The sequence below is a fragment of the Bdellovibrio sp. HAGR004 genome (assembly GCF_055397015.1).
Genome location: NZ_AP029176.1, coordinates 2,748,046 through 2,766,873, shown reverse-complemented (window position 1 = coordinate 2,766,873; position 18,828 = coordinate 2,748,046). Strand labels below are relative to the sequence as shown.

At 49.3% G+C, this 18,828-nt stretch carries 17 protein-coding genes; 10 read left to right on the top strand and 7 right to left on the bottom strand.

The annotated features are described in order from the left end of the window. Positions 1-9: 9 nt before the first annotated feature. On the bottom strand, positions 10-1,392 hold the full coding sequence (locus tag ACZ5ZV_RS13850; protein ID WP_464117690.1) for a S8 family peptidase: 1,383 nt from the start codon (positions 1,390-1,392) through the stop codon (positions 10-12). 249 nt (positions 1,393-1,641) lie between these two features. Here ACZ5ZV_RS13850 and ACZ5ZV_RS13845 point away from each other — a divergent pair, with 249 nt between their 5' ends. From ACZ5ZV_RS13845 to ACZ5ZV_RS13835, 3 genes are read left to right on the top strand one after another with little or no spacing between them, the layout of a single operon-like run. Further along, a complete protein-coding gene (locus ACZ5ZV_RS13845; protein ID WP_464117688.1) occupies positions 1,642-1,941 on the top strand; it encodes a hypothetical protein in 300 nt (99 codons plus the stop codon). An 18-nt stretch (positions 1,942-1,959) separates the two neighbouring features. Then, a complete protein-coding gene (locus ACZ5ZV_RS13840) occupies positions 1,960-2,370 on the top strand; it encodes a hypothetical protein (protein ID WP_464117687.1) in 411 nt (136 codons plus the stop codon). A gap of 8 nt (positions 2,371-2,378) precedes the next feature. After that, complete coding sequence (locus ACZ5ZV_RS13835; RefSeq protein ID WP_464117685.1) at positions 2,379-2,924, top strand: hypothetical protein; 546 nt, start codon at positions 2,379-2,381, stop codon at positions 2,922-2,924. A gap of 43 nt (positions 2,925-2,967) precedes the next feature. Here ACZ5ZV_RS13835 and ACZ5ZV_RS13830 read toward each other — a convergent pair whose 3' ends face one another. The 4 genes from ACZ5ZV_RS13830 to clpS form a co-directional block, all read right to left on the bottom strand. Next, positions 2,968-5,130 carry a transglycosylase SLT domain-containing protein gene (locus ACZ5ZV_RS13830; protein WP_464117683.1) on the bottom strand — a complete coding sequence of 721 codons (2,163 nt, stop codon included), beginning with the start codon at positions 5,128-5,130 and terminating at the stop codon, positions 2,968-2,970. Positions 5,131-5,218: 88 nt separating this feature from the next. Further along, positions 5,219-6,115 carry a protease HtpX gene (gene htpX, locus ACZ5ZV_RS13825; RefSeq protein WP_464117681.1) on the bottom strand — a complete coding sequence of 299 codons (897 nt, stop codon included), beginning with the start codon at positions 6,113-6,115 and terminating at the stop codon, positions 5,219-5,221. 61 nt (positions 6,116-6,176) lie between these two features. Beyond that, a complete protein-coding gene (clpA, locus tag ACZ5ZV_RS13820) occupies positions 6,177-8,507 on the bottom strand; it encodes an ATP-dependent Clp protease ATP-binding subunit ClpA (RefSeq protein WP_464117679.1) in 2,331 nt (776 codons plus the stop codon). Beyond that, positions 8,504-8,848: an ATP-dependent Clp protease adapter ClpS gene (gene clpS / locus ACZ5ZV_RS13815; RefSeq protein WP_262553862.1), complete on the bottom strand. Its 345-nt coding sequence runs from the start codon at positions 8,846-8,848 to the stop codon at positions 8,504-8,506. The genes clpA and clpS overlap by 4 nt, the downstream gene beginning before the upstream one ends. Before the next feature lie 234 nt (positions 8,849-9,082). On the opposite strand from clpS, the gene ACZ5ZV_RS13810 reads away from it, so the two are divergent. The 6 genes from ACZ5ZV_RS13810 to ACZ5ZV_RS13785 all read left to right on the top strand — a co-directional run bounded on the left by ACZ5ZV_RS13810 (position 9,083) and on the right by ACZ5ZV_RS13785 (position 15,981). Then, entirely contained in the window at positions 9,083-9,694 is a 612-nt protein-coding gene (locus ACZ5ZV_RS13810) for a type IV pilin protein (protein ID WP_464117677.1), read from the top strand. 58 nt (positions 9,695-9,752) lie between these two features. Further along, entirely contained in the window at positions 9,753-10,370 is a 618-nt protein-coding gene (locus ACZ5ZV_RS13805) for a hypothetical protein (protein WP_464117675.1), read from the top strand. Positions 10,371-10,469: 99 nt separating this feature from the next. After that, entirely contained in the window at positions 10,470-11,807 is a 1,338-nt protein-coding gene (locus ACZ5ZV_RS13800; protein WP_464117673.1) for an MFS transporter, read from the top strand. 150 nt (positions 11,808-11,957) lie between these two features. After that, positions 11,958-13,079 carry a molecular chaperone DnaJ gene (gene dnaJ, locus ACZ5ZV_RS13795; RefSeq protein WP_464117671.1) on the top strand — a complete coding sequence of 374 codons (1,122 nt, stop codon included), beginning with the start codon at positions 11,958-11,960 and terminating at the stop codon, positions 13,077-13,079. A 293-nt stretch (positions 13,080-13,372) separates the two neighbouring features. After that, the gene (dnaK, locus tag ACZ5ZV_RS13790; protein ID WP_464117670.1) at positions 13,373-15,283 is read left to right on the top strand and encodes a molecular chaperone DnaK; all 1,911 of its coding nucleotides are present in this window, start codon (positions 13,373-13,375) and stop codon (positions 15,281-15,283) included. A 92-nt stretch (positions 15,284-15,375) separates the two neighbouring features. Further along, positions 15,376-15,981, top strand: coding sequence for a Crp/Fnr family transcriptional regulator (locus ACZ5ZV_RS13785; protein ID WP_464117668.1), 606 nt, complete (start codon positions 15,376-15,378; stop codon positions 15,979-15,981). Here ACZ5ZV_RS13785 and ACZ5ZV_RS13780 read toward each other — a convergent pair. Further along, positions 15,959-16,315, bottom strand: coding sequence for a rhodanese-like domain-containing protein (locus ACZ5ZV_RS13780; protein WP_464117666.1), 357 nt, complete (start codon positions 16,313-16,315; stop codon positions 15,959-15,961). The two genes, ACZ5ZV_RS13785 and ACZ5ZV_RS13780, sit on opposite strands and share 23 nt — an antisense overlap. A 4-nt stretch (positions 16,316-16,319) precedes the next feature. Continuing rightward, positions 16,320-17,183: an MBL fold metallo-hydrolase gene (locus ACZ5ZV_RS13775; protein WP_464117664.1), complete on the bottom strand. Its 864-nt coding sequence runs from the start codon at positions 17,181-17,183 to the stop codon at positions 16,320-16,322. 211 nt (positions 17,184-17,394) lie between these two features. Here ACZ5ZV_RS13775 and ACZ5ZV_RS13770 point away from each other — a divergent pair, with 211 nt between their 5' ends. Beyond that, a complete protein-coding gene (locus ACZ5ZV_RS13770) occupies positions 17,395-18,828 on the top strand; it encodes a rhodanese-like domain-containing protein (protein ID WP_464117662.1) in 1,434 nt (477 codons plus the stop codon).

Genomic DNA, 18,828 nt, shown 5'->3' with positions numbered 1-18,828 from the left:
GCCGGCCCGCTAGAAACCTTCGTTTTCCTGTTTTGTACCGAGCTTGCTTGGACGAGCTTTTGAGCCCATGGCATCAATCAAGGACTTGCCGAACATGCTCATCTCGGTGGCGGTGGCATCTAGGCCTTCTTCCGCTGCACGGGATCTTCTGTCGTTCGGATCACCGCTGAAGCTTTTCATGTTTTGAGTGTTTACGGCAATCACCCCGGAAGCTCCCACGCCCTGATCCAGAATCGTTAAAGCTTTATAAAGGTTCAACTGACGGGAGGTTCTGGTTTTGGAAGCCAACTGCGACTGGGCATCCCCTGTGGCAAGAATGTACTTCTTAACATCTTCGGCCTGGAAAGACTGCTTATGAGCCATCACCAAAGCGGCGGCCCCAGTGACAAAGGCTGTGGCTTGCGATGTGCCGGTCATATAACCATAAGAGTTCCCCGGAAGGCAGGACAGGATGTTTTGTCCTGGGGCTGCGATATCCACGGTTTCAACACCATAGTTGGACGACGCCAGCACTTGGGTAGAGGGGTCAATGGCCGTCACAGAGATAATATTTTTAAGTTTGTAGTCAGCCGGGTAGTAGTGATGCTGATCCGAGTTGGATCTTTCATTACCAGCCGCTGCGACAAACAGAATGCCTTTCTTCTCGGCCTCGGCAATGGCGTCATGTTCTTCCTGTGAGAACTCTGTGCCCCCGCCGGAGTAGTTGATGATGTTCGCACCCATCTTCACGGCATAGCGAATGGAAGCCACCGTGTTTTTGAGATTGTCTGTTCCTGGAACTTTAGGATCGTAGTACTTCAAAATCATCAGGCTGACTTCCGGGGCAATCCCGGTGATACCTTTGCCGTTTCCAGCTTCTGCACCGATGATGCCTGCGATATGGGTTCCGTGTCCGTGATTGTCATCAAGCTTCGGATTGTTGGAAACAAAGTTCCAGCCATAGACGTCGTCAACAAAACCATTGCCGTCGTCATCAATGCCGTTGGTGGCTTTGTCTCGTCCCTTAGAGTCCAAACCGGTTTCTCCGGGATTGCGCCAAAGGTTTCCGGCCAAGTCTTCGTGTTTGATGTCAATGCCGGTATCGATCACTGCGATGACGATATCACGGCTGCCTTTGGTGACAGACCAGGCGCGGGCTGCATCAGACTTCTTTAAGCCCCAGGCCTGACTGATGGCCGGGTCGTTGAAAAGGGCACTGGGCTCATCCACAACTTTGTCAGTTTGTGATGTGATGAAGGATTTTTCCAGCGCACGCAGGCTGCTGTCCTTTTTGCTGGAGCTTTGTGTGCGGGAAGGGGAGCTTTCTTGTGTGGAGTAAAGGTAAAGCCCCAAACCGCCAAAGAAAGTCAAACCGACACAACTAGCTGCAATAACCACTTTGCGAGAAAACATGAAGTATTCCCCTTTCTCCACAAGAACTTATCGGCAAATAGTCCGGCAGCATGAGACGAAAAGAGGGACTGTTGATGGGGGATGTCGCAGAATGGGACGGTCAGAAGCCGGATCTTGATTCTCGGATTTCGGACCAGGTTATAGGGCGCTAAAGCTATTTACACCCATGAGATCGAATATATTCGATCTGACGCTGGTATCGCATTCGCAATACGTCTCAGCATCCGAAATACGGAAAAGGAGAAAGAAATGGAAAAGCAAAAAATTAATAAGTTATTGGCTATGGCGATTGTACTGGCGACGGCTCCCTTTGCTCACGCGGCTTCGTTGAGTGCTTCTGAGATTAGCTCAGTGAGAGGGGTGTTGCGGGCATTGAATGTCGATGAATCTCAGCTATCCAATCAAGATATTGAGGCCTTGAGGAATCAAGGAAATGAGATTCGTTCTTACGAGAAATCAAAAGCAGAGTTTCAGGAAAAAGCTTTGGATGGCTCCATCTATCGCACCTGTGGTGCTGGTTCGCATGGTGGTGATGGCGATCCTGTGTAACGTTTAAGTGGGGGATTTATGAAAAATATCATTGCAAGAATTGTGAACTTAAAAGAATTTTCAAACTCCAAATCGACAGTGCTGCTTGAAATGGTCTATGACGATCTTGTGACTTTGCTACGTTTTATTCATAAGTCCCAAAAGGAAGGCTTTCTGCAAGGGCCCTTTCTTTTTACGAATCAAATCGAATATCTGGATCAGATGTGGCACCACTTTATTCTGCATACTAAAGCTTACTGTGATTTTTGTATTTCTGAGTTTGGTGAATATCTGCATCATGATGTGGGAATTCCCTTGGAAGATACAAAGAAGGAAGAGGCAGGCAACGACGGTGAAGTTATAATTTCTCAAATGAAGTTGCTTGAAGATCGGCTTGGTGTGGATTTTGTTAGACGAATTTTTTTTATTTATCCTGAACTTCTAAAATAGGACGACGTATGTTTTCCAAAGATATTGGCGATGGTTTTTACGTAAGAGAGGTCTCTGCATCGGAGTTGCGCACCTGTTTGGCGGAAAATTTCGATTCGGTTTTCTTCAACAGATTAGAAGCAGAAGCGGCGGGGGCAGGCGACGGTCCGAGTCAGGGGAAGTTATCTGATCGCCGCAAAACGGAACAAAGATTTATTCTACGCATGGGGGTTTTCTCTCGGGATCGAATGATAGGTTGGCACTTTGGACATGCCACGGATGCAGAAACCTACTATATGCAAAATTCGGCAGTTTTGGCGGAGTTCCGAGGAAAGGGGCTTTACGGAAAACTTCTGAGTTGTGTTCTGGAGAAAGTGCGCCATGAAGAATTTCAAGTGGTCACAAGTCTGCACCACCCCAATAATCCCGGAGTCTTGATCCCGAAATTAAAGGAGGGTTTCGTGATAACGGGGATGCATTTTCACGAACGCTTTCGCTCTTTAGTAGAGCTTAGATATATTTTTGATTTAGAACGTCGTAAACGATTTCACCGCAGTTTAGGGTTGGATCTTTGAAATAAAAAAAGCCACCTTGGGAAGGTGGCTTTTTGCTTTGGGACTAGCGTTGTAACTTGAGCAGTTCTTCCGGGAAGCGGGAACCTTTGCCTTGATGAAGCAGTCGTTGATAGAAGATGTAGTTTCGCATCGTCAGCTTGATGTAAGCCCGGGTTTCTTCATACGGAACTTCCTCGATAAACTCGACAGAGTCATCCCGGAAGCGGGTCTTGAGCCAGCCGCGGATGGCACTGTCATTGGCGTTGTAACCGGACACAGCCAAAATATATTGGTTGTTATACTTGCGCATCAGGTTCTTCAGCTCAAAGGCCCCCAGCGGGACATTGATTTCGGGATTAAACAAATCACTGGCTTCGCTATAGGGAAGATTGTTCTGTTTTGCCAGTTGCTTGGCGACACTTGGCAGAAGTTGCATCAAACCGAAGGCATCCACGGGGCTACGGGCTTCGGGATTAAATGCGGATTCCTGGCGGATGATAGAGAAAATAAACTCTTGTGGGATTCCGCTTTTCTTGGAGGCTTCTGCGATGATATCGCCGTAAGCCTGTGGGAACAAAAGATCGGGATGATCATTTAGCAAGCGGTCTTTGACCTCTGGTTGTAAAGCACCAATGGCAGAGAATAGCGGCAAGTATAGGCCCGCACGCGCGTATCCAGAAGATACCGCCAGCCAGGTCTTCTCCGCTGTGACATTGCGTTTTTTCAGGTCATCAACGGCGATGTTCAAGATTTTTTCTGCAAAAGGTTTTTCATTAACGGCTATCAGCCACTCGGTCGTCAAACGGGTGGAAACGGATAGCTCCTCCACAGAAAATAAACTTAAGCCCTGCAGCTCGTTGACATCAACGGACAGGGGAGGAAACTCCCAGCCCAGGTCACGATAGGCCATGACCCCATAGTATCCCAGCGGATCCTCTTTGCTCAGGGTTTGCAGTTCGGCTTGGGCTTCAGGCTCAAGATTTAGTTTCTTAAGTGTTCTAGCCAGCCAGAAACGTGCACGGGCTTTATCGGAAGGGTCTTTAACCAGCTCTTTCATCTGCTCAAGGCTGGTGCGGGCTTCCGCCCATTTGCCAAGTTTGAAATAGTTCCAGGACTTCAACCACGAGATCTTATCACGCAGGCCCGAAAAGCTGACAGGCTGTTGATAGCTGGCTTCAAAGTATTCCAGGGCTTTCTTGAAGTTGCCTTTTTCTTCGTCAATGCGGCCCAGGATAAAGAACACTTCATCCATCGGATAAACACCGCGCAAGCGGCGATGGGTTTCGTTTAACACCTGCACCGCGCGGGAAGTTTGATCTTCCGTCCACAAGGTTTTTGCAAACAGAACCTGCGAATCATGGAAACGCGCGATTGTGCGGCGGTCCTTTTTATTTTTTTGTAGCTGATTTTTGGCCCAGTTCACCACATCGGCCGTGGCATTGATATAATCGTTGCGGCGTTGGGCGACCTTATAAGTTTGGCGGATGTTTTTCAAAGCCTGGAATTGTTCGTCGGCCGTAGCCTCTTTGGCATCCAGGATTTGTCTGTAAGTTTTAAGAGCTTTGTCGAATTCCCGGTGGAAGCGATAGTCCGAAGCCACAGCGCTGAGCTCTTTATAGGCGGGCACAGGATTCAGGCGCGGAGAATTTTTATAAAGCTGGGCCTGGATGCTGGCGGCGTCTTCTTTAAGTTCCAGTTTTTGTGCCAGCAAAAGGGCCTTAAGATAGTATTCTTCCTTGTTCTTTTTATTGCTTTCGCTACGAGCTTTTTCAACATAGGCCGTCAGGTCATCCTGAAGTTCTGGTGTCTGCAATGCTTTTTTAAGATTGATGTCGATGGAAAGATCGCGATACCAAGGGGCGACACTTTCCGGCAGATTGGCCAGCAATTTGTCTGCAGGGCAGGTTTCATAAGCTCTGAGCAATGCCAGATCGTGCAGTGGGAATTCCATGACGGCAGATAGCTGACTGAAGCCTTCACATGCCACGGCGGGATTTTTTTCCTTATGAGCCATGGACACCATATAGGTCTTCCACCAAAGGATGTTGTTTTCTTTGGCGCCCACTTCAAGTTTTTCAAGATCTGAAACAGGAGCAGATCTCCACTTCGCCATAAAGCTTGGCAGGGGAGGTGTCAGTCGCTTGTCGATACGCGTGTCAAAACGCGAGGTGGTCGCGCAACCCAAAAGAACAGAGAAAAATGAGAGGGCAAGAACTATACGAGGCATAACCCAGTTAGGTTATGCCCATTTCAGTGAAGAAACAACCCCGAGAGCGGAAAGCCGTTCTAAAGTTGGCTTTCCGCTGCAAGTGGTCTTAAACGCGGCCGCGTTGCAGGGCTTCGATACGTACTTCCAGAGGCGGGTGAGTCATGAACAATTTGGCGATTCCACCTTTGTCGCGGTTGGAGATCATCAAAGTGGCTGTCGCACCTTCTTCCGGTGGGATTGGCAATTCATACACAGAGCGCAGTTTTTGCAAAGCTGCGATCATGTTTTCGCGGGAAGAATACTTCGCGCCACCAGCATCCGCACGGAATTCACGTTTGCGTGAGTAGTAATTCACCACGATAGAGCCCAGCATCGTGAAGGCAATGTCGCCCAGGATTGTGACAGCGAAGCGAACGATCTCGCGGAATTTTTCATCCACGTTGGAAGCCACAAGGTTTGCCAGGATACGAGAGAAGAACATGGCAAACGCATTCACGATACCTTGGATCAAGGTCATGGTGACCATGTCACCATTGGCGATGTGAGCCACTTCGTGTGCCAAAACGCCTTCAACTTCTTTGTCGTTCATTCTTTGCAACAGACCTGTGGAGACCGCCACCAAAGAGTTGGATTTGGAAGGTCCAGTCGCAAAGGCGTTGATGTCTACGGATTCGTAGATACCAACTTCTGGCATTTTAGGCAGTTGCGCACGGCGAGCCAGTTCGTGAACTTTTGTGACCAACGCTCGAAGTTCAGGATTTGGATTGTTAGAATCAATGACTTTCACGCCATGGAACATCTTCGCCATCCATTTGGACATGAACAGGGAAATGAACGCTCCCCCCATACCCCAAACGGCGCAAAACGCCATCAAGAACGGGATGTAAGAGTTAAGTCCCGCCAAGCCCAGGAAGCGGCTGACGATAGACCAAACGATACCGATCGTGACGATCACCAGAACGTTTGTAAGAATAAAAAGACCAATACGTTTTAAAAATGCCATTTATGCACTCCTTTTAGAGTCACCACTAATAATGATAACTCTAAAAGGAATGTCAATGCCATCACGTTGTGACAGGTTGCTTTTGATTTTTTTGACCCGCCCCATTGTTGGGGGTGGTGCTAAAATGGAACTTGAGCATATCCTTTTCAAGTTCAACATTTACGCGTCCACCATCCACCAATCGGCCGAAAAGAAGTTCGTCAACCAAGGCTTTTTTAAGATGTTCGTCCACACAGCGGGCCAAAGGACGCGCTCCGTAAACCTTGTCGTAGCCTTTTTTCATTAGCCACTTAATTACATCTTGAGAAACGTTCAGTTCCACTTTCTTTTCCAGCAAGGTCATCTTCAGTTCATCCACAAATTTCTGAGTAATGCGGATAACCATGTCTTCGGTGAGGTCGCGGAAGGACACCACGGCATCAAGACGGTTGATGAACTCCGGAGAGAAGGCCTTCTTGATCGCATCCAAAGACAAGGAACTGCGATTTTCGTCGACCATTCCGATGGTGCCGCGCGAAGTTTCCAGGGCACCCGCGTTGGAGGTCATGACCAGAACCACATTCTTAAAATCAGCCACGCGTCCGTTGCTGTCGGTCAGTCTTCCGGCATCCATCACCTGTAACAGAATATTTGTGATGTCGGGGTGAGCTTTTTCGATCTCATCCAGCAGAAGAACACAGTACGGATTTTTGGTGACCGCTTCTGTCAGCAAACCACCTTCTTCGTAACCGACATAACCCGGAGGAGCCCCCACCATGCGGGCCACGGCGTGTTTCTCCATGTACTCACTCATATCAAAGCGTTCGAAATGAACGCCCATGATGCTGGCAAGCTGGCGGCAGACTTCGGTTTTACCGACACCTGTGGGGCCGGTGAAAAGGAAGCTTCCGATGGGTTTGTTCGGGCGACCCAGGCCGCTTCGGGCATACTTAATGTTGGCCACCAGTCGGTCAATGGCTTCGTCTTGTCCAAAGATCAGCGCTTTGAGTTTCTTATCCAGATCACGCAATTGTGTTTTTTCACTTGAAGAAATATTGGCCACAGGAAGCCCCGTCATTTTTGCAATGACCTCTTCGATCTCGGGCGTGTCGATCTTGATGTCTTCCGCATTTTCATATTTCAGACGGAAGTAAGCTCCGGCTTCGTCCAAAACGTCAATGGCCTTGTCGGGAAGAAGTTTGCCGTGAATATGCTTTTGCGAAAGTTCAACGGCGGCTTGCAGCGCTTCATCCGAGAACTGCACCTGGTGGAATTCTTCGTAGGACTTGCGCAATCCTTTGAGAATTTTGACGCAGTCTTCTTTGCTGGGCTCATGGATGTCGATCTTTTGAAAGCGACGATTCAAGGCGCGATCTTTTTCAAAGTACTGGCGATATTCGCTGTGGGTGGTTGAACCGATGCAGCTGATATCACCGTTTGCCAAGGCTGGTTTTAGCAAGTTAGAGGCATCCATCGACCCGCCGCTGGTGGCGCCAGCGCCGACGATCGTGTGGATTTCGTCAATGAACAAGATGGCATTGGGATGCTTTTCGATCTCTTTGACGACGGCTTTTAAACGACCTTCAAAGTCACCGCGGAATTTTGTTCCGGCCAGCAATCCCCCCAGATCCAATGAGTAAATCACCGCATTTTTCAGCTTTTCAGGAACCTGATTGTTGACGATTTTTTGTGCAAGTCCTTCCGCGATGGCGGTTTTACCCACGCCGGGTTCACCAATCAGCAGGGGATTGTTTTTTGTGCGACGGCAAAGCACCTGGATGGTTCTTTCAATCACATCTTCGCGTCCAATCAAAGGATCTAACTTTCCTTGTTTGGCGCGTTCATTCAGGTTGATGCAGAAGCTTTCCAAGGGGGATCCTCGAACTTCCTCGCTGCCATCGCCCTGATAATCTGCGGGGCGGGGAGTGGAGGCTGGAGGGATGTCGTGATCTCGTCCGTCCTTTGTGATCCCATGGGAAATAAAATTGATGATATCAAATTGAGTAAGACCCTGTCGGGCCAGCGCGAAAGCCGCGTGAGAGTCTTGTTCATAGAACAAAGATACCAGCAGACTGCCTTCGCTGATTTGATTGCGACCGGCGCTTTTCATTTGAATGGCCGCACGTTGAATCAGGCGATGGCAGGCCAGTGTGAATTCAGGTGTCCAGGATTCAAAACCACCATAGGAACCAAGTTGTTCATCGGTGATCTGAGGAATGCCGGTTTTCAAATGATCGCGTAAATCCTGTTTTAGTTTTTGCACATTGACGGCGCAGGCCTCAAGAATTTCGACCATGACTGGAGACTCGGTGAGGATCAAAAGGATGTGCTCCAGAGTGACAAACTCATGACGATTGCGCTTGGCGAGTTCAGTGGCTTCGGCGAGCTTGCGCTCAAGTTCACGGCTCATCATGCTTCCTCCTCCAGTGTGCTTTTCAGGGGGTATTGATTGAGTTGCGCGAACTGATTGACCTGCATCACTTTCATTTCGGCAATTTCAAGGCTGAAAACCCCGGCAATTCCTGCACCCTTCTTATGAACATCTAACATTATTTCAGTGGCTTGCTCTTCTGTTTTTGCGAAAAAACGACGCAATACAAGGACGACGAAGTCCATCGGTGTGTAGTCGTCGTTCAGAAGAATCACCTTGTACATCTTCGGAGTGTCCAGTTTCGGGACGAGCTGGACGCCTGCTTCCCCCTCAGTCGAGGAAAAAGGATAATTGCTGTTGTTGTCTTTTTTATTGTTACCCATGAGTTTTATTCTACCTTATGACTCAATTTGAGCACTCTTTCAGCATTGGCAAGTCTAGCGGGGTCATAAAAGCTGGTTATAGGTCCTGCTTAGAGGGAAAATCATCGGTCCCTTACGAAATAAACATGAAACAAATTATGCAGTCATATTCGATACAGGACCTTGCAATACAAGATCACATTTGACATACTTATGTGGGTAAACAGTTTAAAAAAGAACCATGGAGGTCTTTAAATGTTTTCATCTAAGAGAAAATCTCAAAGCGGTTTCTCGCTTGTTGAGTTGATGGTCGTTGTGGCGATCATTGGTATCTTGGCGTCCATCGCCATCCCTTCAATTAACAAATATATGGCGAAAGCCCGTCAGTCTGAGGCGAAGACGAACTTGTCTTCTTTGTACACTGCTGAGAAGGCGTTCTACACAGAGTACAATACCTATGATAGTCGTTTTGCGGCTGTTGGTTATACTCCAGAGGGTTCCTTGCGTTATAATATCGGATTCTCGGTGGCTGGGGCCCAGGCTACTGCAGCTAACGGTTATAACTCGGCTCCAGCTGTTACGTCCTACTCGGCTAGCGGCCCTGGGACAGGCTATTGTGGTGTTAACGGATCGTTTACGCGTGGTTGCACCGTTATGAATGGTGCGACTGGCAGTGCTGCTCCTGCGATTGCAGATAATCAGTGTCCTGTCAGTACAAGTGGAGTGGCTGCAGGGTGCAGGACAAGAGTCGACAGTTTCCAAGCCGGTGCTGTGAGTGTACTTCAAAGTACTGCGACCGTTCGTGAAGACAGATGGGCAATCGATAACACGAAGGTACTTCGAAATACGCAAAATGGTATCCAATAGACGGATTCTTAGTATTGAATGTTTTCTTGGTAAGGCCCCAAGTTTTATACTTGGGGTTTTGTCTTTATTGGTTATCGCATTTACAAGCAAAAGCTATCTTGATGTCAGTGCGACTCCTCGCCAGTTAATTCCTCCTCCTCCAATGATCGATCGAATGGACTTCGGATATAGTGAAGCCATTGCTGATATTATGTGGATCCGGACGTTGCAAGATTTCGACTACTGCGATCAGGAGATCGCGGAAAGAGTTTGTAAAAACAACTCTTGGCTCTTTAAGATGCTGGATGCTATTACGGATCTATCCCCTAAATTTAGAATGCCCTATGCCGCGGGCGCTCTGGCTTTGACCATCATTATTACGGATATAGATGGTGCTACTGCGATATTTGATAAAGGGGTGAGGGCTTTTCCTAACGACTGGCCGATTTCGTATCGGGCTGCCTATCACTACATGTATGAAGTAAAAGACAACAAGCGTGCGGCTGAACTCTTAATTCAAGCCGGTAAAAACGGTGCGCCACCATGGGTGTTTACTCTGGCAGGGCGACTGTACTCGGATGCAGGGAACCTTGAGCTTGCAGAGTCAGTACTTCAGGACATGATCCAGACCAAGCAGGATCCTGTGCTTATCAAGCGCCTTCAGGATAAAATCCAAAGTTTGAAGAAAAATCAGTAAAACATCGTGGCAAAAGCATGATTCCCGTCATATGTCTTTGCCTTTAGTTCTGGCATTGTCCTTTGGGTTGACCCCGTTCCCATAACCAAAGGATTTTCAATGCAGCACCCGTACCCCAAAGGCTTTCGTAAAAGAAGAACGCTGAATTGGTTAACTTTGGGATTGATGTACAGTGCTTATTATATTGCCCGCTACAATTTCAGGGCAGCGACCCCTTTTTTGGTGGAAGAGTTCCAGTTCACGAAGTCCGACATCTCTGCCTTGTGGGCCGCCTTTAGTTTCGCCTACGGGACGGGGCAGCTCATTAACGGTTTGTTCACCGATCGCATCGGTGGGAAGAACGCCATGCTGATTGGGGGCGTTGGTACCGTTATCGTCAACTTGATTTGCGGCTTCAGTCCGATCATTTCCTCATTTTCAACATTCAGTAGCATCCTGTTGTTAAATGGTTACTTTCAGTCCTGGGGTGCCCCCGGAATGATTAAAATCAACGCCGCCTGGTTCAAACGCTCTGAGCGTGGAGTCTTCGCCGGTGTGTTTGGTTTTATGGTGCAGCTGGGGCAGGTTGTGTCGGCCCATTTGTCGCCCTTTTTGTTGGCAGGGTTTGCCATTGGGGCTTTCATCGTTGCTGAACATCAGTGGCAGTGGTTGTTCCGCGTCCCACCTCTTGTCGTGGGGGTCATGATGATCCTCACAGCCTTGCTGGTAAAGGAATCTCCGGAACTTGCGGGGTACGCCCCCGAAGTCATCGTGGATGAAGTGGACGATACCAACGGGGTCCGCGTTCCTCTGAAAGAAAGCTTCATGACCATCTTCAATCATCCCTTGATCTGGTTTTATGCGATGGCCTATGCCTGTACGGGGGCCGCGCGCCACAGTATGGATCAGTTGGCGACCTTGTTCTTTGTGGAAAAACTGTCAGTGGATGCAAAAGGCGACGGCACCTTAAAGTGGATCTTCACGTTGATGCCTTTTGTGGGGGTTCTGGGGTCGTTCGGCGCAGGCTGGATTTCAGATAAAATGTTTTCCGGGCATCGTGGGCCGGTGGCCTCAAAGTTGTACTTCTCGGCAGCAGGGGTGATGGTTGTGGGGGCTTTCCTGATGCACTGGTTCTCCGGATCACTTGTGCTCAGTGGCTTTATTCTGCTCATGATCGCACTTCCGGTGAATGCCACTCACTCGATCATCGGTTCAGCGGCCCCAATGGATATTGGTGGTAAGAAAATGGCGGGCTTTGCCGCGGGTGTGATTGACTCCTTCCAGTACTATGGAGCCGCGATCGCTATGCCCTTTGTCGGCAGTATGATCGACTGGTATGGCTGGGACGCCTGGTTGCCGTCGATGGCGATTTTCTGTGCGTTTGGCGGGTTGGCGATGGTTAAACTTTCCGCAGTTAAAGCTAAACTTAGAAAGCTGGGCCTGAAAACGACCGGCTAAGATTGGACGACGCCCCGCGCGCCGGAAGAAAACCACTGTGGCCGTATTGCATAAGGAATTTACGAGGAGACCTTGACGGCAGCGGTTTTGGCACCCTATTTTGTCATATTCGACACAAAAAATAGCGCACAACGTTAGGTTCCATACACTATGGCTGGCAAAAGAGATTACTACGAAATTCTGGGCGTCGAAAAAGGCGCCGATCAGGACACCATCAAAAAAGCTTATCGCAAGCTGGCGATGCAGTTCCATCCGGATAAAAATCCCGGCAACAAAGAGGCCGAAGAAAAATTCAAGGAAGCTGCCGGAGCTTACGAAGTTTTGAGCGACACTCAAAAACGTGCGCAGTACGACCGCTTCGGCCACGATGCGTTCACGCGCGGTGGCGGCGGCGGTGCCGGAGGCTTCACGGATGTCGAAGATATCTTCTCTCACTTCGGCGATATCTTTGGCGACTTCTTCGGTGGCGGCATGGGCGGTCAGCAAAGACAGCGTCGCAATCGCAATGAGCCTCGTCGTGGATCGGATCTGCGTTATGTGGCAGAGATCACACTCAAAGACGTCATCACGGGTCTTGAAAAAGAAATCGAATTCGACACAGATAAGAACTGTGAAGAGTGTAAAGGGACAGGAGCTGAAAAAGGCTCTCAAGTCAGCACTTGCGGCACCTGCGGTGGCTCTGGCCAGGTGGTGCGTCAGCAGGGCTTCTTCGCCATGGCGTCCACGTGCCCGACCTGCCATGGGCAGAGGACTGTGATCAAAAATCCGTGCAAACCTTGTAAAGGCAAAGGCCGTGTGGCTGAACACCGTAAAATCCGCCTGAACATCCCGGCAGGGGTGGACACCGGCACGCGTCTGCGTGTGGCGACCGAAGGTGAAGGCGGGTACATGGGGGGTCCTCCAGGGGATCTGTATGTTGAAATTCGCGTGAAACCACACAATCACTTTGAGCGCCGCGGGGATGACCTGGTGGCAGAGCTTTCCGTGCCTTATGTGCAAATGCTCCTCGGGGCCGAGATCGAAGTTCCGACAGTCACGGGTAAAGCCAAGCTCGAGGTGCCAAAGGGCACTCACAATGGCGACAATGTGAAGCTGGTGGGTGAGGGTTTGCCTTCTTTACGCGGCAATCGCCGTGGGGATATCTATTTCCATGTGGAAGTGCAGTTCCCAGAGAAATTACATAAAGACGAAGAGAAACTTTTGCGAGAAATTGCAAAGGCAAGAGGTCTGAATGTGACCTCTGAAGGTGGCTTCTTCAGCAAGAAGAAATAAGGTCCCGCAAAAATTGCGGCCCCGGCGCAGAAGGGTTACGCCAGGGCCTAGAGGGGCTTTGTTTTTGTTTTGTTTTAAGAGAGGAGCGAGGTCACATCATGCCCAGAAGCAACTCTTTTAGCGAGTTAAAACCCTGTAAGATATTGAAATTATTCATTAAATAATTGTCATAAAAAAGTGAGCCCCTCGCCTTGACGAATTCAAAGCCGGACCCACATTAGAAATGACTGAATTGGATAGTATTTTTAGCTGGTTGGGCAAGTCCTCAAGCAGCTGTTTTAAGGAGATAAGGTATGGGTAAAATTATTGGTATCGACTTAGGAACGACGAACTCTTGCGTCGCGATCATGGAGGGCGGTGAGCCTAAAGTTCTCGTGAATGAAGAGGGCGCTCGTACCACTCCTTCCGTCGTCGCATACACCAAAGATGGTGACCGTTTGGTGGGTCAAATCGCTAAACGTCAGGCTGTGACGAATCCAGAGAACACGATCTATTCTGCGAAACGTTTCATCGGCCGCAGATTTGAAGAGGTTCAGGAAGAAATCAAACTTGTTCCTTACACTGTGGTTGCCAAAGGCAATGACTGCGCGTTCAAGGTTCAGGGTAAAAATGTTTCTCCGGAAGAAATTGGTGCGGCAGTTTTGGCTAAACTTAAAAAAGTCGCTGAAGACTATTTGGGTGAGCCGGTAACAGAAGCGGTTGTAACCGTTCCTGCTTACTTCAACGATGCGCAAAGACAGGCGACAAAAGATGCCGGTCGTATCGCAGGTCTGGAAATCAAACGTATCATCAATGAGCCGACAGCGGCGGCATTGGCTTACGGTTTGGATAAGAAAAAAGACGAAAAAATCGTTATCTACGACTTCGGTGGTGGTACGTTCGACGTGTCCATCCTTGAAGTGGGTGACGGTGTTGTCGAAGTTCGTGCAACCAACGGTGACACACACCTGGGTGGTGACAACTTCGATACAGTGATCCTTGAATGGTTGATCTCTGAGTTCAAAAAAGACCAGGGCATCGATCTTAAAAATGACAAAATGGCTTTGCAACGTCTGAAAGAAGCTGCCGAGAAAGCGAAGATCGAACTTTCTTCCGCTCAGGAAACAGAGATCAATCTTCCGTTCATCACAGCTGATCAGTCTGGTCCTAAACACTTGCAGACAAAACTGTCTCGCGCGAAGTTTGATCAGATGACAGAAGACCTTGTAAGACGCTCCATGGAGCCTTGTAAGAAGGCTTTGGCAGACTCTGGTCTGAAGGCTTCTGAAATCGACGAAGTTGTCTTGGTCGGTGGTTCCACTCGTATTCCGGCGATCCAGAAAGCGGTTAAAGAATTCTTCGGTAAAGAGCCGAACCGTTCTGTGAATCCGGATGAGGTTGTGGCCGTAGGTGCTGCGGTTCAAGGGGGCGTTCTTGCCGGTGACGTGAAAGACGTTCTTCTGTTGGACGTGACTCCACTAAGCCTTGGTATCGAGACTTTGGGTGGCGTGATGACGACTCTGATCGAAAGAAACACGGCGATTCCTTCCAAGAAATCCCAGGTGTTCTCGACAGCAGCCGACAATCAACCAGCAGTTGATATCCACGTTCTTCAAGGTGAGCGTAAGATGGCTAGCGACAACAAAACTTTGGGTCGCTTCGAGTTGGTAGGTATTCCACCAGCTCCACGTGGTGTGCCTCAGGTTGAGGTGACCTTCGATATCGACGCCAACGGTATCTTGCACGTCTCTGCGAAAGACATGTCTTCTGGCAAGTCCCAACAGATCAAGATCACGGCTCAGTCCGGTATGTCTGAGGACGAGATCAAACGTGCGGTCGCGGACGCTGAAGGCCATGCGGAAGAAGATAAACGTAAGGCAGAAGCGGCAACGCAAAGAAACAATCTGGACAACTTGGTTTACCAGACTGAAAAATTGATCAAAGATTCCGGCTCTCAGTTGCCTGAAGCTGAGGTCAAATCTGCGAATGAAGCTCTGGCTGATGCCAAGAAGATCCTTGAAAACAAAGCCGCTTCTGGTGATGAGTTGAAAGGGGCCTTCGAAAGACTTCAGAACCTGACACACAAACTGACTTCTGATCTTTATAAGAAGCAGGGCGCGCAACCAGGTGCTGAAGGACAGCAGGCTGATCAAGCCGAAGGTGATGCTTCTGCGAACAAAGGCGGCGACGATGTGATCGACGCTGACTACAAAGACGTCAACTAAGACTTAGATAGTCAAAAACGAAGAAGGCCGGGTCAGAAACCCGGCCTTTTTTGTTTGTTTTTGGGGTCGGGGCCCGTGTTATGCTGTCAGGCATGGAATTCAAAGATCTTTTTGCTCAGGCTGCCTCCAAGACCTATCACCGCGGGGATGTGATCTACCGCTCCGGGGAGACCCCTCAGAATCTTTATTTTGTCGAATCTGGACTGGTGGGTTTGGGTTTGTGGGGTGAATCCGGCAAGGATCATCTGGTCCGTCTGTTCCGGGCAGGACAGATTTTTGGCCATCGCAGCCTTTTTGCCAATGAACCGTATCACGCCACAGCCACGGTCATCGATGAATCCAGAATTCGTTTTATGAGCAAAAGTGAAATGCGCACCTTGATGAAGGGAAACTGTGATCTGGCGGAAAAGCTGCTGGAAACTTTGTCCAAGGAACTGCGCCAGGCCGAAGCTAAGCAGTTAATTCTCAGTGAAAAAGATGCCCCGGCTCGAATTGCCGAGGCGTTGGTCTATCTAAAAGAGCTGCATCCCGATTACTCATGGACCCGTCAAGAGATCGCTGATTTCTGCGGGACCACGACGCCAACGGTGATTCGCACCTTGGCGCGTTTTGCGGATGATGGCCTGATCGAACAAAAAGGGCGCGAGATCGTCTTGTTGAAAAAGGATGACCTGCTTAACGAGGCCATCCCGAAGTAAGGGCGCGGCGCGCCTGTTCCAGACTGCCTAGATTTTCCACCTGGGTGAAGCCCATTTGCTTCATCACCTTCAAGGCCTGGCCCGAGCGGTTTCCGCTGCGACAGTACAAACCATAGAGTTTGGTCTTATCAAGCTTTGCAATCTGATTTTTAAAATCCGCATTCATAAAGTCGATGTTCAAGGATTGTTCGACGTGCCCCTGGCTGTATTCCTGAGGTGTACGAACATCAATGATCACAACATTGCTGCGATCCACTGTCGTTGTGGGGGTGGCGGATGCGACCCCTGTGTTGGTGCCAATAATCAAACTTAGCAGACTCAAAAAAGATTTCATAGGATTACTCCTTCAAGGGAACCTTCAAGTAGCGGGTTCCGTTGTCTTCAGGTTTAGGCAGATGGCCGGCGTCGATATTGACTTGAACACTGGGCAGAAGCAAGCGAGGAGCCGCTAGTTTCTTGTCGCGGGTGTTACGGAACTCGACGAACTGTTCTCGGGTGGTTGCAGCACCCAGTTGCACGTTCTTTTCCTTTTCTTCGCCAATCGTGCTTTGAAACTGAAGTTCGCGTCCGTTGGGAAGATAATCGTGGCCGACGAAGACCTTGTAGCTGTCGGGAAGTGTGTAAAGCTTCTCGTGCACAGAGGTATAAAGAGCGTCCGCACTTCCTGCCGGGAAGTCACAGCGACCGGTACCATAGTCAGGCATGAACAGGGCATCACCGGTAAAGACATTGTCAGCGATGACGTAGCTGGCACAAGCCGGAGTGTGTCCTGGGGTGTAAAGAGTATCAATTTTCAAAGTGCCGGCAACCAGGGGTTTGCCTTCCTCAAGAAGCAGATCAAATTGACTGCCATCAGTCGGGAAGTCCTTGTCCAGATTGAATACGTTCTTAAAGACTTTCTGAACATCTGTGATTTTGGCGCCGATTCCCACTTTCGCTCCGGGGATGTGTTTTTTCAGGATTTGAGATCCCGAAACGTGGTCGGCGTGGGCGTGTGTTTCCAGAATATAGTGAACTTTCAGGTTGTTGCTTTTCACAAATTCTAAAACGGCATCAGCCGAAGCCGTGCTCATCTTCGAGGCGGCGGGATCGTAGTCCCACACAGGGTCAATGATCACAGCATCTTTAGACTCGGTGTCGTACACAACATAAGTCAGTGTCCATGTCGCGCTGTCGAAGAATTCTTTTACGGTTGGTTTCATGTGGGTTTCTCCTTTCGGGATGGAAAGCCTTATGGATTCACTATATCCGGAAGAATCCCCTTGTCGTGATGTCCTAGGACATAATTGTCGCGTGTCATTTTACCAAGCGGCTGGACTGGATCTCGATCTGGGACGAGGGGCTGTATTTTTCTAAGGTGCATTATGTCCTAGGACATCATTCTAGATCAGTTCGATATGCCATTATGGGCGCATGGAAACGAAGTCATTAAACCAAATAAGCTGTGAGCAAGTTTACAACATCTGGGCAACTGAGCCGCATTTGTTGAAGATTATTGATCTTCGCGATCGCGTGGCCTTTTTACAGGGGCATATTCCCGGCGCCCAATGGGTGCCAATGAACCATCTGGAAAAAGAAATCGACGTCCTGGGCAATCGCCTGGCGGTGATGGTGGCGCCGGAACATTTGCTCGAAGAACTTGAGCGCCGCTGCGGAGAAGCACAGAACTGTGTCCTTCTTTCTCAATGCGAAAGATGGGCACAGTTGAAAAAGCCCCTGGCAGGTAACGGCGTTGAGGCCATCGTTGAACAGTACTTAAATAAAGGAGAGGCCATGAAAAACGACATCATCTTTCACCAGCTTTTTGATTCCGAATCTTCCACTTACACCTATCTGATTGCAGACGCAAAAAGCAAAGAGGCGGCTTTGATTGATCCAGTTCTGGAAACTGTCGATCGGGATCTAAAGCTGATCGAAGAGCTGGGGCTGAGATTGATGTATGTTCTGGACACGCACATACATGCGGATCACATCACTGGGGCTGGTGAAATTCGTCGTCGCACCGGTGTGCAAACGGCCGTCAGTAAAGACGCCCAGGTCGGATGTGTGGACATTCCACTGGAAGACGGGCAAGAGCTTTTCTTGGGCGATAAAAAAATCCATGTGTTAGCAACCCCTGGTCACACCAACACCTGTATGACCTATGTTTTTGAAGGCCGTGCTTTCACTGGGGATGCTCTTTTGATCCGCGGCTGTGGTCGCACGGACTTTCAACAGGGCTCATCTGAAAAACTGTATGAAAGTGTGACAGGCAAGTTGTTCCAGCTTCCGGATCAAACCATCGTCTATCCTGGGCATGATTATCGAGGCATGACTTCTTCCACCATTGGCACCGAGAAAATGCACAACCCGCGCTTGAACGAGCGCATTAGCAAGGCGCAGTTTCAACAGATCATGTCGGATTTGAAACTCGCGAATCCTCGCAAAATACATGAGGCCGTGCCAGCTAATATGGCCTGTGGGATGCCTCGGGATCACCGAACTTTCCATCCACAAAATGTGGACGGAATTCCTGAGGTGAGTGTGGAGGATGTTCATAGCAAATTGTCAGCGGCCGCGGCCGGAAATATTCGTTTGATCGACGTGCGTCGACCCGATGAATTTAATGCAGAATACGGTCATATCGCCGGCGCCGAGCTGGTGACCTTGGGGCCGGAGCTGACGGCCTTCCTGGAAAAGGGAGATCGCAGTGAAGAGATTGTCTTTATCTGCCGCAGTGGCGGACGTTCAGGACAGGCAACCGCTGAAAGTCAAAAGTTAGGCTATCGGTTTACAGTGAACATGACCGGTGGGATGATTCGTTGGAATGAAAAAAAGTTTTTAGTAGAAAGAAATAAAGGAGAATAA